The organism is Streptomyces sp. NPDC044571 (genome assembly GCF_040647115.1).
Taxonomy (GTDB): Bacteria; Actinomycetota; Actinomycetes; order Streptomycetales; family Streptomycetaceae; genus Streptomyces.
Genome location: NZ_JBEZBN010000001.1, coordinates 41,998 through 56,931, shown reverse-complemented (window position 1 = coordinate 56,931; position 14,934 = coordinate 41,998). Strand labels below are relative to the sequence as shown.

The window sequence follows — 14,934 nt, the reverse complement described above, 5'->3', positions numbered from 1 at the left end:
GCGGGCCGACCAGCATGGAGGCATGACGAAGAACGCGCCCGAGAACACGCAAGAGAACGCGAACGAGAACGTGCACGAGAACGCGCACCACACCGAGAACGCGCACGAGAACGAGGACAAGACCCGGATGGAGATCGCTCCGGAGAGCGCCCTGCTGGTCATCGACGTGCAGAAGGGCTTCGACGACGCCTCCTTCTGGGGCCCCCGCAACAACCCGGCCGCCGAGGCCAACATCGCCGCCCTGATGGACGCCTGGCAGCAGTCCGGCCGTCCGGTGGTGCTCGTCCGGCACACCTCCCGCGTCCCCGGCTCCGTCCTCGGCGCGGGGGAGCCCGGACACGCCTTCAAGGACTTCGTGGCCCAGCGGCAGGGCGGGGAGGCCCTGCTGGTCACGAAGACCGTCAACTCCTCCTTCTACGGCACCCCCGACCTGGGCGCATGGCTCACCGCCCAGGGCATCGGCCAGCTGGTGGTGACCGGGATCCAGACCAACATGTGCGTCGAGACCACCGCCCGGATGGCCGGCAACCTGGGCTACGACGTGCTGCTCCCGCTCGACGCCACCCACACCTTCGACCTGGAGGGCCCCGACGGGCTGAGCCTGACGGCCGACCAGCTCGCCACCGCCACTGCGGTCAACCTCCAGGGTGGCGGCTTCGCCCGGGTGGTGACGACGGCTCAGCTGCTGGCCGCGTCCGAGGCGGCCCAGCTCACCGCGTAGTGGCGCAGCAGCCATGGCCACGCCGTCGTCCCGCCGCCGGATCTCGTACGCCCCGAAGGGTCCGGGGTCCCCGCCGTCGGCGAGCACCCGCAACCGCAGGGCCCCGGCCCGTCCCCCTCGTCGGGATTACCCGGGCCCCCACCGGTCCTCGGCCCCGGGCGCCCCCCGCGGCCACCGCGCGGGCCCGCTCGGCGTCCAGGGGCACGAGTACGAGTCGCTCGGTCGTCGGCTGGTCCATGGCTCCGGGCATACCAGCTGCCCCCGCCGCTCCGCAGGCGAACGGCGAAGGCCCGGCCCCCTCACGGGTGCCGGGCCTCGGCGTCGGAACGCCAGGACGTCGTACGGGTCAGCGGGCGCCGTACGGCTCGGGGAACGTCGTACGACTCAGAGGACGTCGGCGGCGATGTTCGCCGCGACCTGCTCCAGCAGCGGACCCGCGTTCGGGATGGACTTGGCCGGGTCGGGCTCCAGGTCCGTCAGCGGGTAGGCCTTGCGGATGCCGGCGGCCTCCAGGGCCTCCTGGCCCAGCAGCAGACGGCCGCAGACCGCCACGACCGGCTTGCCCGCCTCGCGCGCCGCCGCCGCGACACCGGCCGGAGCCTTGCCGTGCAGCGTCTGCTCGTCCAGCGAGCCCTCACCGGTGATCACCAGCGTCGCCCGCTCCAGCGCCGGGGCGAAGCCCAGCACCTCCAGCATCAGTTCGATACCGGGCCGGAAGCTCGCGCCGAGCAGCAGGGCGCCGTACCCGATGCCGCCCGCGCCGCCCGCGCCCGGGGAGGCCGCGAGCTCGGCGGCCTTCGGACCGATCGACTTCTCCAGCACCTGCGCGTAGTGCGCCAGCGCCGCGTCCAGCGCCGCCACGTCCTCCGGCGCAGCGCCCTTCTGCGGGCCGTAGACCGCCGCGCAGCCCTTCGGGCCGGTCAGCGGGTTGTCCACGTCACCGGCCAGGACGAAGTCGACCTCCGCGAAGCGCGGGTCGACGCCCGACAGGTCGGCCGAGGCCAGATCGGCCAGCGCCCCGCCGCCCGGGCCCACCGGTTCGCCGTTCGCATCCAGGAACACCGCGCCGAGGGCGGCCAGCATGCCCGCACCGCCGTCGGTGGTGGCGCTGCCGCCCACGCCGAACACGATCGAGCGCGCTCCCGCGTCCAGTGCGGCCTTCAGCAGCTCGCCGGAGCCGTACGTGGTCGCCGTCAGCGGGGCGAAGACGCCCGCCGGCAGCAGCTGCAGGCCGGAGGCTTCCGCCATCTCGACCACGGCGGTACCGTCGCGCAGCGCGAAGGCGGCCGTGACCTGCTCGCCGAGCGGTCCGGTGACCCGTACCTCCCGGCGTTCGAAACCGGCCGCAACAGCGGCCGCGACCGTGCCGTCGCCGCCGTCCGCGACCGGGAGGGTCTCGACCTCCACGCCCGGTACGGCCCTGCGAAGACCCGCCGTCACCCGCTCCGCGACCTGAACGGCCGTGAGCGAGCCCTTGAATTTGTCCGCGGCGATGAGCACGCGCGCGGCCTCAGTTACTGCTCCGTCCGTCACCTTGCTAATCCCTTGCTATCGAACAGTGCAGTCGCGCCACCATGAGCCTATCCGGAGGATCCTCCTATGCCCATGGGTGGCCTGGACCACACCCGGCACACCATGCCCCTATAGCAGTACATGTGCGTGCATAGTGTGGCCGCATGCGGGCCGATTCCCGGAAAGGGGCACGCCCGGCCGCACCCGATGCGGGCTCCGGCAGGCCCGCCCGGCCCGGAGCAGTGACCGTACGGCCTCCTGCCGGGGCGGCGAGCGGGCTGGGTAGGGTTGCCCGGTGACCACCACGGATGACTACGCCACCTACATCGCGAGCCTGCCCCGGGTGTTGGCCGGGGCCGCCGTGCTCTACCGGGACGCCGCCGGGCGCGTGCTGCTCGTGGAGCCCAACTACCGCGAGGGGTGGGCGCTGCCCGGCGGGACCATCGAGTCCGACAGCGGGGAGTCTCCGCGGGCCGCGGCCCGGCGGGAGAGCGCCGAGGAGATCGGCCTCGACCTGCCGCTCGGGCGGCTGCTCGCCGTCGACTGGACCCTCGGGGCGGGCCGGCCGCCGCTGGTCGCCTACCTCTTCGACGGCGGCGTGCTCGACGGGGAGCAGCTCGCCTCCATCAGGCTCCAGGAGGAGGAGCTGCTCTCCTGGCGGCTCGTGGAGCCCGCCGAGCTCACCGCCCACCTCCTCGGCTCGCTCGGCCTGCGCACCCTGGAGGCGTACCGGGTCCTGGAGTCGGGCGAGGGGACCGTGGAGCTGGAGAACGGCCGACGGCCGCTCACCCCGTAACACCGGGCTTACTCCGAGCAGGACAGAATCAGCTGATGATCACGATGTACGCCTGGCCCAGCACGGCCGACGGACCCGACGCCCTGCCCATGGTCCACTTCACGACCGACCAGCAGGCCGGCGGTGAGGTCACCCCGGACGGGGCGCCGGTGTGGGTGTTCGACACCGCGATACGCGAGGGCGGCTGGGCCCAGTTCACCGACTTCGAGGGCTGGGCCGTGCCCGCAGCCGGCTGGCAGGCGTTCTACCGGCGCGAGGACGACCTCCTCGCCGTCACCGGCCCGGGCGCCTGTGAGGGCTGGTACCAGGGCAACCTCGGCGCCGACGCCGACTGGGTGGCGGCCGCCGCCGGCCGGCAGAGCGTGGTCCTCCTGGCCGCCCCCGTGCAGCACCCCTCTCTCTACGGTTACGCCGTGGAGGCGGGGGCCGCCTTCGCGCTGCTGGTCCCGCTCGCCGTGATCTGAAGCGGCAGCGTCCCGGCCTCGAAGGCCAGGAGCTGCACCTTGCGCTCGATGCCGCCCCCGTACCCGGTCATGCCGCCCGAGGCGCCGATCACCCGGTGGCACGGCACGATGATCCCGATCGGGTTCTTGCCGTTGGCCAGGCCCACCGCGCGGGAGGCGTTCGGCTTGCCGAGCCGGGCCGCGAGCTCCCCGTACGACCACGTGCTGCCGTAGGGGATCCGTACGAGCTGCGCCCATACGCTGCGCTGGAACTCCGTGCCCTCCAGCCTGACGGGGAGGTCGAACTCGGTGAGCTCCCCGGTGAAGTACGCCGCCAGTTGCCGGGCCACTTCGGGGAAGGGCCCCTCGGACGCGGCGACCCGCTCGCCGAAGGTCTCCTCCGCCGGCCGGTGCCGCTGTCCGCTCATGTAGAGGCCGCTGAGGACGCCTTCGGTGGCGACCAGGGTGAGCGGCCCGTACGGGCTGTCGACGACGGTGTGCTGCTTGCTGTCCATGACGGGGCGTACTCCTCAGACGGGCAGGTGGTTGATGGGGTGGGTGTCGGTGGCCCACAAGTACTGGACGGCGTACGCGCGCCAGGGCCGCCACTCGGCCGCCCGGGCGGTGAGCGCCGCGGGCGTGGACGGCAGCCCGAGCCCGGCGGCGGCCCGGCGGACGCCGAGGTCCGACGGGAGGAAGGCGTCCGGGTCGCCCAGCGCCCGCATCGCGATCACCTCGGTGGTCCACGGGCCGAAGCCGGGCAGGGCGTTCAGCTCCCCGCGGGCCGCCTCCCAGTCGCTGTCGATGCCGAGCGCGAGCGAACCGTCGGCCAGCGCCGCCACGAGGGTGGTGAGGGTGGTGCGCCGGCTGCGGGGCAGGGCCAACGCCTCGGGGTCCAGCCCGGCGAGGGTCTGCGGGGAGGGGAAGACGTGGGTCAGCCCCCCGTCCGGGTCGGGGTCGGCCACCGGTTCGCCGTACGCGGTGACCAGCCGGGCGGCGTGCGTACGGGCCGCGGCGGTGGACACCTGCTGGCCGAGGACCGCCCGTACCGCGAACTCCGCGGCGTCGACGGTACGCGGCACCCGGCGCCCCGGGGCCTTGTCCACGAGCGGTGCCAGCAGGGGGTCGGCGCGCAGCTGGTCGTCCACGGCCTCGGGGTCCGCGTCGAGGTCGAGCATCCAGCGGCAGCGGCTGATGGCGATGGTGAGGTCGCGCAGGTCGGTGAGGGCGAGCTGGCAGCCGATGTGGCCGGGCTGCGGGCTCAGGGCGACGACACCGGTGCCGTGCGGGAGCCTCAGCGTCCGCCGGTACGCCCCGGCCCGCCACTCCTCGACCCCGGGCACGGCGGTCGCGGCGAGGTGGCCGAAGAGGTTGTCGGGGTTGAGCGGGGCCCGGTAGGGCAGCCGCAGGCTGATCGTCCCGGGAATCCGGGGCTTCTGCCGTCCGGCCTTCCCGGCCCTGCTCCGCAGCTCGCTCGGCGCGAGGGCGAACACCTCGCGCACGGTGTCGTTGAAGGTCCGGATGGAGGAGAACCCGGCGGCGAAGGCGATGTCGCCCATGGGGAGCTCGGAGGTCTCGATGAGCAGCCGGGCCGTCTGCGCCCGCTGGGCCCGGGCGAGCGCGAGGGGCCCGGCGCCGAGCTCGGCGTTGAGCTGCCGTTCGACCTGGCGGGCGGAGTACCCGAGCCGAGCCGCGAGCCCCGGCACGCCCTCGCGGTCCACGACACCGTCCTGGATGAGCCGCATGGCGCGTGCCACGGCGTCGGCGCGGGCGTTCCACTCGGGGGAACCGGGGGAGGTGTCGGGCCGGCACCGCTTGCAGGCCCGGAACCCGGCCTGCTGGCAGGCGGCGGCGCTGGGCAGGAAGGTCATGTTCTCGACCTTCGGGGGCACGGCGGGGCAGCTGGGCCGGCAGTAGATCCGGGTGGTCAGGACGGCGGTGAAGAACCATCCGTCGAAACGGGCGTCCTTCGACTGCACTGCCCTGACGCAGCGGTCGGTGTCGGTGTACATGGCTCCAGCATCCTGGCCCCGCCCCGGCGAAGCTGGCGATTTTCCGACACCAAGCCTAAGCCCTGCCCGGTCCCGCCCCCGGCCCAACGTCTCTGTCGCCGGCGCGGCTGAGAGCGGACGACACCCCGCCCCGCGTCCGTCACCGCCCCGCTTCGAAGCCACCGCCTCCGGGCCACGCCCGCCCGCGGCCGTGCCCGCCGCACCGCCTCAGCGGCAGCGCCCCCGGCAGCAAAGGGCCCCCGGTGCCAGTGGCACCGGGGGCCCTTCATGACGAGCAGCGGTCGGCGTCGGCGTTACGGGAGCTGGGCCGCCCGGGCCTCGCGCCGGTTGTGGCGGAACGTGTTCGCGCGGCGGGTCGTCGCGAACAGCGGGATCGTCGCCGCGAGAGCGATCTGCAGCGCGCATCCCGTCTGCAGCAGCAGCTGCCCGCCCGGCGCGTCGAACGCCCACGCCGCCAGCAGCCCCATCGCCCCGACGATCCAGCTGAGCATCGCCACCGCGAGGACACCCCGCGGCTTCGGGTACTCGACCCGGCTCACCATCAGCCACGCCACCCCGATGATCGCCAGCAGCGTCGGCACGAACGGCAGCTCCAGCAGGACGATCGACACGACCGTCAAGGCCCCGAAGGGGCTCGGCATGCCCTGGAACATGCCGTCCTTCATCGTCACGCAGCTGAATCTCGCCAGGCGCAGGACCACCGCCAGCAGCACCACGATCGCCGCCAGCGCCGACATCTTCTGGTGCGCGTCGTCCGCGACCATGCCGTACACCAGCACGAAGTACGCGGGCGCCAGCCCGAAGCTGATCAGGTCGGACAGGTTGTCCAGCTCCGCGCCCATCGGCGAGCTGCGCAGCTTGCGGGCCACGATGCCGTCGAAGAGGTCGAAGACCGCCGCCAGCAGCATCAGTATCACCGCGGTCGCCGCGCTGTGCCGGGCCATGCCGGACTCGCCGCTGCCGGTGAGGTGCGGGATGAGGATTCCGGTGGTGGTGAAGTACACCGCCATGAATCCGCAGGTGGCGTTGCCGAGGGTGAGCGTGTCCGCTATCGACAGCCTCAGTGACAGCGGCATGTCGTCTTCTGCGGACTCTTCCTCCGCGGCCTCCGGGATCCAGCCTGTGGCCGGGGTCTCAGGGTCAGTCACGGTCAATTCGGGTCACCCCCGCGGTGGTGGCCTGCCCGACCTCGACCGCGACCTCGACGCCCTCCGGGAGGTAGATGTCGACGCGGGAGCCGAAGCGGATCAGACCGATGCGTTCACCCTGCTCCACCTTGGTACCGGCCGGCAGGTACGGGACGATGCGACGCGCGACGGCGCCGGCGATCTGCACCATCTCGATGTCGCCGAGCTCGGTGTCGAAGTGCCAGACAACGCGCTCGTTGTTCTCGCTCTCCTTGTTGAACGCCGGGACGAAGCCGCCGGGGATGTGCTCCACGGACGTCACCGTGCCCGCGAGGGGCGCGCGGTTGACGTGGACGTTCAGCGGGCTCATGAAGATCGCGACGCGGGTGCGCCCGTCCTTCCACGGCATGATGCTCTGCACCACGCCGTCGGCGGGGGAGATGACACGACCCTGGGCGATCTCACGCTCGGGGTCGCGGAAGAACCACAGCATGCCCGCGGCGAGCGCGGTGGCGGGCACGGCCGCCGCGGCCCAGCGTCCGGACTTGCGGGCCCGGGTGAGGCTGAGCGCCGCGGTGGCGACGGTCGGCAGAAGCCACGGCGATGCTCCGCGTGCGAGACGTCCACCGAGGATGCCGACGCGAGGTGCAGAGGTTTGGCTGTGGGGCATGGATGACCTTCGTAGCGGGTGATTGCCGCGCCGCAAACAGGGGGACGGGACGGCGGCTTTACTGGAATGCTATCGGTTGCACGCAACAACTGGGCAAGCCAGAAGCCGAGTCGATGGCCGTCGGCCAGTGACTGCAAGTGACACTTTTGCGGCGAACCCGCGGAGGATTCGCCGCAAAAGGGACTTTCAGCCCTGGAGTCGGTACTCCTCAAGCAGGCGTCGCCCGATGATCATTTTCTGGATCTCGGCAGTACCTTCACCGATCAGCAGCATGGGGGCCTCGCGGTACAGGCGCTCGATCTCGTACTCCTTCGAGAATCCGTAGCCGCCGTGGATGCGGAAGGCGTCCTCCACCACCTCTTTGCAGTACTCGGAGGCGAGGTACTTCGCCATCCCTGCTTCGAGGTCGTTTCGTTCCCCAGAGTCCTTTTTGCGTGCTGCGTTCACCATCATTGCATGGGCGGCCTCGACCTTGGTAGCCATCTCGGCCAGCTTGAACTGGATGGCCTGGTGCTCGGCGATCGCCTTGCCGAAAGTATGACGTTGCTGGGCATAAGAGACACCGAGCTCGAAAGCACGCTGAGCGACGCCGCAGCCACGCGCCGCCACGTTGACGCGGCCGACCTCGACCCCGTCCATCATTTGGTAAAACCCTCGGCCGGTCTGGCCTCCGAGCACCCGATTGGCCGGAATGCGCAGTCCGTCCATGATGAGCTCGGTGGTGTCGACCCCCTTGTAGCCCATCTTGTCGATCTTGCCGGGGATGGTCAGGCCCGGACGGACCTCACCGAAGCCCGGCTCCTTCTCGACGAGGAAGGTCGTCATCGACTTGTGGGGCGCCGTGCCCTCGGGGTGTCCTTCATCACTTCGCACGAGGACGGCCACCAGCGTGGAGCTGCCGCCGTTCGTCAGCCACATCTTCTGGCCGTTCAGGACGTACTCGTCCCCGTCCTTCACCGCCTTGGACGTGATGGCCGACACATCGGAGCCCAGCCCCGGCTCGGACATCGAGAACGCGCCGCGGACCTCGCCCAGCGCCATGCGCGGCAGGAAGTGGTCCTTCTGCTCCTGCGTGCCGTGCTGCTTGAGCATGTACGCCACGATGAAGTGGGTGTTGATGATGCCCGAGACGGACATCCAGCCGCGCGCTATCTCCTCCACGCACAGTGCGTAGGTGAGCAGCGACTCACCCAGGCCGCCGTACTCCTCCGGGATCATCAGCCCGAACAGGCCGAGCTCCTTGAGACCGTCGACGATCTGCTGCGGGTACTCGTCGCGGTGCTCCAGCTCGGTCGCGACCGGGATGATCTCCTTGTCGACGAACTCCCGGACGGTCTTGAGGATCTCCCGCTGGACGTCGTTGAGCCCGGCGGTCTGGGCGAGTCGGGCCATGGCTACTTCCCCTGTTCCTTCAGCTGCGGGCGGCCGGGCTGCTCGCCGCCGCGCTCCTTGATGTACGTCTCGGTCGGGACCATCACCTTGCGTCGGAAGACGCAGACGAGGGTGCCGTCCTGCTTGTAGCCCTTGGTCTCGACGTAGACGATCCCGCGGTCGTCCTTCGACTTCGACGGGGTCTTGTCGAGGACCGTGGTCTCTCCGTAGATGGTGTCGCCGTGGAAGGTCGGCGCCACGTGCCGCAGGGACTCGATCTCCAGGTTGGCGATGGCCTTCCCGGAGACATCGGGCACCGACATGCCCAGCAGCAGCGAGTAGATGTAGTTGCCCACGACCACGTTCTTGCCGAAGTCGGTCGTGTTCTCGGCGTAGTTGCTGTCCATGTGGAGGGGGTGGTGGTTCATGGTCAGCAGACAGAAGAGGTGGTCGTCGTACTCGGTGACCGTCTTTCCGGGCCAGTGCTTGTAGACCGCCCCGACCTCGAACTCTTCGTACGTGCGTCCGAACTGCATGGCCCTACGCCTCCGGGATCTCGAACTTGGTGGTGCGCTGCATGCCGGCGGCGCGGCCCTTGCCCGCGATGACCAGGGCCATCTTGCGGCTGGCCTCGTCGATCATCTCGTCGCCGAGCATCGCCGAGCCCTTCTTGCCGCCGGCCTCGGAGGTGCACCAGTCGTACGCGTCCAGGATCAGCTCGGCGTGGTCGTAGTCCTCCTGCGAGGGGGAGAAGACCTCGTTGGCCGCCTCGACCTGGCCGGGGTGCAGCACCCACTTGCCGTCGAAGCCCAGGGCCGCCGCGCGCCCGGCGACCTCGCGGTACGCGTCCACGTCGCGGATCTGGAGGAAGGGTCCGTCGATCGCCTGGAGGTTGTGCATGCGGGCCGCCATCAGGATCCGCATCAGGATGTAGTGGTAGGCGTCCGCCGGGTAGCCGGGCGGCTGCATGCCCACGACCAGGGACTTCATGTTGATGGAGGCCATGAAGTCGGCCGGGCCGAAGATGATGGTCTCCAGCCGGGGCGAGGCGGCGGCGATCTCGTCGACGTTCACCAGGCCCTTGGCGTTCTCGATCTGCGCCTCGATGCCGATCTTGCCGACCTCGAAGCCCATCGTCTTCTCGATCTGGGTCAGCAGCAGGTCCAGCGCCACGACCTGCTGGGCGTCCTGGACCTTCGGCAGCATGATGCAGTCGAGGTTCTGGCCCGCGCCCTCGACGACCGTGATGACATCGCGGTACGTCCAGTGGGTGGTCCAGTCGTTGACGCGCACGACCCGGGTCTTGCCGGTCCAGTCGCCGTTGTTCAGCGCGTCCACGATCGTGTGCCGGGCGCCCTCCTTGGCGAGCGGGGCGCAGGCGTCCTCCAGGTCGAGGAAGACCTGGTCGGCCGGCAGGCCCTGGGCCTTCTCCAGGAAGCGCGGGTTCGAACCCGGCACCGCGAGGCAGGAGCGGCGCGGTCGCAGCCGGTTCACCGGCGCAGAGGGCGTGGTCATGCGGGGACCTCCAGAGGGTCGAGCTTGTTCGCTTTCCGGATCTCGTCGACGATACGGCCGATGATCTCCGTGATACCGAAGTCTTTGGGGGTGAACACGGCGGCGACTCCGGCCGCCTTCAGCGCCACGGCGTCGGCCTGGGGAATGATGCCGCCGAGCACGACGGGGATGTCACCCGCCCCCGCCGCCCGCAGCCGTTCCAGCACGTCGGGGACGAGCGCGCTGTGCGAGCCGGACAGGATGGACAGTCCCACGCAGTGCACGTCCTCGGCCAGCGCCGCCGCGGAGATCTCCTCGGGCGTGAGCCGGATGCCCTGGTAGACCACCTCGAAGCCGGCGTCGCGGGCCCGTACGGCGATCTGCTCGGCGCCGTTGGAGTGCCCGTCCAGGCCGGGCTTGCCCACCAGCAGGCGCAGCCGGCCGCTGCCCAGTTCCTCGGCCGTCCGGGCGACCTTCTCCCGGACGAGGGCCATCGGGGTGCCCTCCTCGGCGGTGACCGCCACCGGGGCCGAGGAGACCCCGGTCGGGGCGCGGAACTCGCCGAACACCTCGCGCAGCGCGCTCGCCCATTCGCCGGTGGTGACACCGGCCCGGGCGCACTCCAAGGTGGCCTCCATCAGGTTCTCGGTCCCGGCCGCGGCCTCCTTCAGCCGGTCCAGGGCCTGCCCGACGGTGGGGAAGACGAACGGGTCGCCGCCGCCCTGCCGCTCCGAGGACTCCTGCCGCTCGGCCCGCCAGCGGGCGATGCGCTCGACGGTGAGCGCCTCGACCGCACCGTCCACCGTCATGATCGCGGTGTCCAGGTCGGCGGTGAGCGGGTTCTCCTCGGTCTGCTGGAAGCAGTTCACCCCGACGATCTTGTCCTCGCCCGCCTCGATGCGGGCGCGGCGCTCGGCGTGCGAGGAGACGAGCTGGGACTTCAGGTACCCGGACTCGACGGCGGCCATCGCGCCGCCCATCTCCTGGATCCGGTCGATCTCGGCCAGGCAGTCGGCGACCAGGGAGTCGACTTTGGCCTCGATGACGTGGGAGCCGGCGAAGATGTCCTCGTACTCCAGCAGGTCGCTCTCGTGGGCGAGGACCTGCTGGATGCGCAGCGACCACTGCTGGTCCCAGGGCCGGGGCAGGCCCAGCGCCTCGTTCCAGGCGGGCAGCTGCACGGCGCGGGCCCGGGCGTCCTTGGAGAGGGTGACCGCGAGCATCTCCAGCACGATCCGCTGGACGTTGTTCTCCGGCTGCGCCTCGGTCAGGCCCAGGGAGTTGACCTGGACGCCGTACCGGAAGCGGCGCTGCTTGGCGTCCTCGATGCCGTAGCGCTCGCGGGTGACCTTGTCCCAGATCCGCCCGAAGGCGCGCATCTTGCACATCTCCTCGATGAAACGGACGCCCGCGTTCACGAAGAAGGAGATACGGGCGACCACCTCACCGAAACGGTCCTCCGGGACCTGCCCGGAGTCGCGCACCGAGTCCAGCACGGCGATCGCCGTCGACATCGCGTACGAGATCTCCTGGACCGGGGTGGCCCCCGCCTCCTGGAGGTGGTACGAGCAGATGTTGATCGGGTTCCACTTCGGGATGTGGTTGACCGTGTAGGCGATCATGTCCGTCGTCAGGCGGAGCGAGGGCCCGGGCGGGAAGACGTGCGTCCCGCGCGAGAGGTACTCCTTGACGATGTCGTTCTGAGTGGTGCCCTGGAGCTTGGATATGTCCGCGCCCTGCTCCTCGGCGGCCACCTGATAGAGCGCCAGCAGCCACATGGCGGTGGCATTGATCGTCATCGAGGTGTTCATCTGCTCCAGGGGGATGTCCTGGAACAGCCGCCGCATGTCGCCCAGATGGGAGACCGGGACCCCGACCCGGCCCACCTCGCCGCGGGCGAGGATGTGGTCGGGGTCGTAGCCGGTCTGCGTCGGCAGGTCGAACGCGACCGACAGGCCGGTCTGGCCCTTGGCCAGGTTGCGGCGGTACAGCTCGTTGGACGCCTCGGCCGTGGAGTGGCCGGCGTACGTCCGCATGAGCCACGGACGGTCTTTCTGGCGCTCTGTCATCTCAGGCTGTCCCTTTGGCCCTCGAACGGTCTCAGATGTTCCGGAAGCGGTTGATGGCGTCGAGGTGCTTCGCGCGCATCTCGTGGTCGCGCACGCCCAGGCCCTCCTCGGGGGCCAGCGCGAGGACGCCGACCTTGCCCTGGTGGAGGTTGCGGTGGACGTCGTACGCGGCCTGGCCGGTCTCCTCCAGCGAGTAGACCTTCGACAGGGTGGGGTGGATCTTGCCCTTGGCGATGAGACGGTTGGCCTCCCACGCCTCGCGGTAGTTCGCGAAGTGCGAGCCGATGATCCGCTTGAGGGACATCCACAGGTAGCGGTTGTCGTACTCGTGCATGTAGCCCGAGGTCGACGCGCAGGTGGTGATGGTGCCGCCCTTGCGGGTGACGTACACGCTCGCGCCGAAGGTCTCGCGCCCGGGGTGCTCGAAGACGATGTCGATGTCCTCGCCGCCGGTCAGCTCGCGGATGCGCTTGCCGAAGCGCTTCCACTCCTTCGGGTCCTGGGTGTGCTCGTCCTTCCAGAACTTGTAGCCCTCGGCGTTGCGGTCGATGACCGCCTCCGCGCCCATCGCGCGGCAGATGTCCGCCTTCTCGGGGCTGGAGACCACGCAGATCGGGTTGGCGCCGCCGGCCAGGGCGAACTGGGTGGCGTAAGAGCCGAGTCCGCCGCTCGCGCCCCAGATCAGGACGTTGTCGCCCTGCTTCATGCCGGCGCCGTTGCGGGAGACCAGCTGGCGGTAGGCGGTGGAGTTGACCAGGCCGGGGGAGGCGGCCTCCTCCCAGCTGAGGTGGTCCGGCTTCGGCATCAGCTGGTTCGACTTGACCAGGGCGATCTCCGCCAGGCCGCCGAAGTTGGTCTCGAAGCCCCAGATGCGCTGCTCGGGGTCGAGCATGGTGTCGTTGTGGCCGTCCGAGGACTCCAGCTCGACCGACAGGCAGTGCGCGACGACCTCGTCGCCCGGCTTCCAGGCGTTCACGCCGGGGCCGGTGCGCAGCACGACGCCCGCGAGGTCGGAGCCGATGATGTGGTACGGCAGGTCGTGGCGCTTGGTGAGCTCCGACAGGCGCCCGTAGCGCTCCAGGAAGCTGAAGGTGGACACCGGCTCGAAGATCGAGGTCCACACGGAGTTGTAGTTGACCGAGGAGGCCATGACGGCCACCAGTGCCTCGCCCGGACCGAGCTCCGGCAGCGGGACCTGGTCGAGGTGCAGGGACTTGCGCGGGTCCTTCTCGCGCGTCGTGAGCCCGGCGAACATCTCCGCCTCGTCCTTGTGCACGGTGATCGCGCGGTACGAGTCGGGGAGCGGCAGGGCCGCGAAGTCGGCGGCCGTAGCGGCCTGCGACTGGATCGCGTCCAGGATGTCCTTCACGGTGTTGCCTCCGGCTAAGCGCTGATGAGGGTGCGCTGAGGGGATACGCGGCTGCGTGGTGCGGGTGGGGTGTATTGCGTGGTGCGTGGTGCGTGGGCCGTCGGTTCGGCGAAGCGGTGGTGCTGCTCGACGCCTGTGGTGGGGCGCTTGCGGTGCCTGGTGACGCAGGCGTCCGGGGCGCGGTCCGTGCCGAGTGGGCGGGACCGCGGGGACATCCGGACGAGATTCAACGTATGGCACCCCGTGTCACTCAGCAAGGCACCGCGTGCCAAAACTTTCTCTCATTTGCCTACTGACCTGCGCAGATGAGCGATGATCGATCAGAGTTACCCGCGAGTAGGGGCAAGTCGGACAAACGAAAGCGGCCGCCCCCGGTGAGGGAGCGGCCGCTGTGACGCGGATGACTACGGCTTGTTCTTCAGCGCCTCTTCGATGGTGCGCATGACCTCGTCCAGCGGAGCGTCCGTCCGGGCCACCGCCACCAGCACCTCGCCCTGCGTACGGACCTCCGCGGGCGCCGTCGGCGCCGCGGCCGGCGGACCGCTCAGGGTGCGGCCCGCGCCGATCCCGGTGCCGAACGTCTTGCGCACGATCGCGAAGGCGTGGTCGAGCTGGGCCTCCACGTCCCCCTGGCCGCCCGCCCGCAGCCAGCGCCGCAGCACGTGGTTGTGCGCGGTGACGACCGCCGACGCGGCCACCTCGGCCAGCAGCGGGTCGTCGTTGCCGTCGTGGGGCTCGTGCTCGTCGAAGTGGGCCAGCAGGTAGCGGGTGAACAGCCGCTCGTACCGGGCCACCGAGGCGATCTCCCGCTCCCGCAGCGCCGGGACCTCCCGGGTGAGCCGGTAGCGCTCGACCGACACCGCCGGGGAGGCGGCGTACATCTTCATGACTTCCTTGATCCCGCGGCACACGGTGTCGAGCGGGTGCTCGTGCGCCGGAGCCACGTCCAGGACCGCCTCGGCCCTGGTCAGGGTGTCGTCGTGGTCCGGGAAGATCGCCTCTTCCTTGGACCGGAAGTGCCGGAAGAAGGTCCGGCGGGCCACCCCGGCGGTCGCGGCGATCTCGTCGACCGTCGTCGCCTCGTACCCCTTGGTCGCGAACAGCTCCATCGCGGCGGCGGCGAGCTCGCGCCGCATCTTGAGGCGCTGCGCGGCCGCCTTGGTGCCGGCCGCGCTTTCCGGGCCGTCGGACGCCGTGGTGGTGCGGGGTGAGGTCTTGGCGGGCTGGGACATAGAGCGAAAGTACTTCATTCGCCCGGGTGAGCGCGCCTGAGGGGGGTGAGGCGGGGGTGGATGCGGGGGAGAGCCCGCACTGGGCTCGGGAGGGTGTGTCCGCGGTGAGGGTCCGGCG

General features: G+C 70.6%; 14 protein-coding genes. 3 read left to right on the top strand and 11 right to left on the bottom strand.

Annotated features, from left to right (window positions below; all coding sequences use genetic code 11):
* Positions 1 to 127 precede the first annotated feature (127 nt).
* Complete coding sequence (locus tag AB0B01_RS00215; RefSeq protein ID WP_361711725.1) at positions 128 to 721, top strand: cysteine hydrolase family protein; 594 nt, start codon at positions 128 to 130, stop codon at positions 719 to 721.
* 384 nt (positions 722 to 1,105) lie between these two features.
* On the opposite strand, the gene AB0B01_RS00210 is transcribed toward AB0B01_RS00215, so the two are convergent.
* On the bottom strand, positions 1,106 to 2,254 hold the full coding sequence (locus tag AB0B01_RS00210) for a glycerate kinase (RefSeq protein WP_361711424.1): 1,149 nt from the start codon (positions 2,252 to 2,254) through the stop codon (positions 1,106 to 1,108).
* A 274-nt stretch (positions 2,255 to 2,528) separates the two neighbouring features.
* On the opposite strand from AB0B01_RS00210, the gene AB0B01_RS00205 reads away from it, so the two are divergent.
* Together AB0B01_RS00205 and AB0B01_RS00200 are read left to right on the top strand one after the other, a co-directional pair.
* On the top strand, positions 2,529 to 3,029 hold the full coding sequence (locus tag AB0B01_RS00205) for an NUDIX hydrolase (RefSeq protein ID WP_361711422.1): 501 nt from the start codon (positions 2,529 to 2,531) through the stop codon (positions 3,027 to 3,029).
* Between the two features lie 35 nt (positions 3,030 to 3,064).
* Positions 3,065 to 3,493 (top strand): hypothetical protein, encoded by a 429-nt coding sequence (locus AB0B01_RS00200; protein ID WP_361711420.1) that lies wholly within the window; start codon positions 3,065 to 3,067, stop codon positions 3,491 to 3,493.
* Here the strand turns inward: AB0B01_RS00200 and AB0B01_RS00195 are convergent.
* The 10 genes from AB0B01_RS00195 to AB0B01_RS00150 form a co-directional block, all read right to left on the bottom strand.
* Entirely contained in the window at positions 3,436 to 3,987 is a 552-nt protein-coding gene (locus tag AB0B01_RS00195; RefSeq protein ID WP_361711419.1) for a methylated-DNA--[protein]-cysteine S-methyltransferase, read from the bottom strand. The two genes, AB0B01_RS00200 and AB0B01_RS00195, sit on opposite strands and share 58 nt — an antisense overlap.
* Before the next feature lie 15 nt (positions 3,988 to 4,002).
* Positions 4,003 to 5,484 (bottom strand): AlkA N-terminal domain-containing protein, encoded by a 1,482-nt coding sequence (locus AB0B01_RS00190; RefSeq protein ID WP_361711417.1) that lies wholly within the window; start codon positions 5,482 to 5,484, stop codon positions 4,003 to 4,005.
* Positions 5,485 to 5,777: 293 nt separating this feature from the next.
* The gene (gene pssA / locus AB0B01_RS00185) at positions 5,778 to 6,599 is read right to left on the bottom strand and encodes a CDP-diacylglycerol--serine O-phosphatidyltransferase (protein ID WP_356846406.1); all 822 of its coding nucleotides are present in this window, start codon (positions 6,597 to 6,599) and stop codon (positions 5,778 to 5,780) included.
* A gap of 25 nt (positions 6,600 to 6,624) precedes the next feature.
* Entirely contained in the window at positions 6,625 to 7,281 is a 657-nt protein-coding gene (locus AB0B01_RS00180) for a phosphatidylserine decarboxylase (RefSeq protein WP_361711415.1), read from the bottom strand.
* Positions 7,282 to 7,467: 186 nt separating this feature from the next.
* The gene (locus AB0B01_RS00175) at positions 7,468 to 8,673 is read right to left on the bottom strand and encodes an acyl-CoA dehydrogenase family protein (protein WP_356846342.1); all 1,206 of its coding nucleotides are present in this window, start codon (positions 8,671 to 8,673) and stop codon (positions 7,468 to 7,470) included.
* Positions 8,674 to 8,675: 2 nt separating this feature from the next.
* Entirely contained in the window at positions 8,676 to 9,188 is a 513-nt protein-coding gene (locus AB0B01_RS00170) for a MaoC family dehydratase (RefSeq protein WP_356846341.1), read from the bottom strand.
* A gap of 4 nt (positions 9,189 to 9,192) precedes the next feature.
* Positions 9,193 to 10,167, bottom strand: a complete 975-nt coding sequence (locus tag AB0B01_RS00165; RefSeq protein WP_361711412.1) for a CoA ester lyase — start codon at positions 10,165 to 10,167, stop codon at positions 9,193 to 9,195.
* Complete coding sequence (locus AB0B01_RS00160; protein ID WP_361711410.1) at positions 10,164 to 12,215, bottom strand: protein meaA; 2,052 nt, start codon at positions 12,213 to 12,215, stop codon at positions 10,164 to 10,166. Before AB0B01_RS00160 ends, AB0B01_RS00165 begins: the two co-directional genes overlap by 4 nt.
* 31 nt (positions 12,216 to 12,246) lie before the next feature.
* Positions 12,247 to 13,584, bottom strand: coding sequence for a crotonyl-CoA carboxylase/reductase (gene ccrA, locus AB0B01_RS00155; RefSeq protein WP_361711408.1), 1,338 nt, complete (start codon positions 13,582 to 13,584; stop codon positions 12,247 to 12,249).
* Between the two features lie 404 nt (positions 13,585 to 13,988).
* A complete protein-coding gene (locus AB0B01_RS00150; protein WP_361711406.1) occupies positions 13,989 to 14,816 on the bottom strand; it encodes a TetR family transcriptional regulator in 828 nt (275 codons plus the stop codon).
* Positions 14,817 to 14,934 lie beyond the last annotated feature (118 nt).

Coding starts and splice junctions, on each gene's coding strand:
- AB0B01_RS00215 (WP_361711725.1), top strand. CDS start 128: ATGGAGATCGCTCCGGAGAGCGCCCTGCTGGTCATCGACGTGCAGAAG.
- AB0B01_RS00200 (WP_361711420.1), top strand. CDS start 3,065: ATGATCACGATGTACGCCTGGCCCAGCACGGCCGACGGACCCGACGCC.
- AB0B01_RS00195 (WP_361711419.1), bottom strand. CDS start 3,987: ATGGACAGCAAGCAGCACACCGTCGTCGACAGCCCGTACGGGCCGCTC.
- AB0B01_RS00190 (WP_361711417.1), bottom strand. CDS start 5,484: ATGTACACCGACACCGACCGCTGCGTCAGGGCAGTGCAGTCGAAGGAC.
- AB0B01_RS00180 (WP_361711415.1), bottom strand. CDS start 7,281: ATGCCCCACAGCCAAACCTCTGCACCTCGCGTCGGCATCCTCGGTGGA.
- AB0B01_RS00175 (WP_356846342.1), bottom strand. CDS start 8,673: ATGGCCCGACTCGCCCAGACCGCCGGGCTCAACGACGTCCAGCGGGAG.
- AB0B01_RS00170 (WP_356846341.1), bottom strand. CDS start 9,188: ATGCAGTTCGGACGCACGTACGAAGAGTTCGAGGTCGGGGCGGTCTAC.
- AB0B01_RS00165 (WP_361711412.1), bottom strand. CDS start 10,167: ATGACCACGCCCTCTGCGCCGGTGAACCGGCTGCGACCGCGCCGCTCC.
- AB0B01_RS00160 (WP_361711410.1), bottom strand. CDS start 12,215: ATGACAGAGCGCCAGAAAGACCGTCCGTGGCTCATGCGGACGTACGCC.
- AB0B01_RS00150 (WP_361711406.1), bottom strand. CDS start 14,816: ATGTCCCAGCCCGCCAAGACCTCACCCCGCACCACCACGGCGTCCGAC.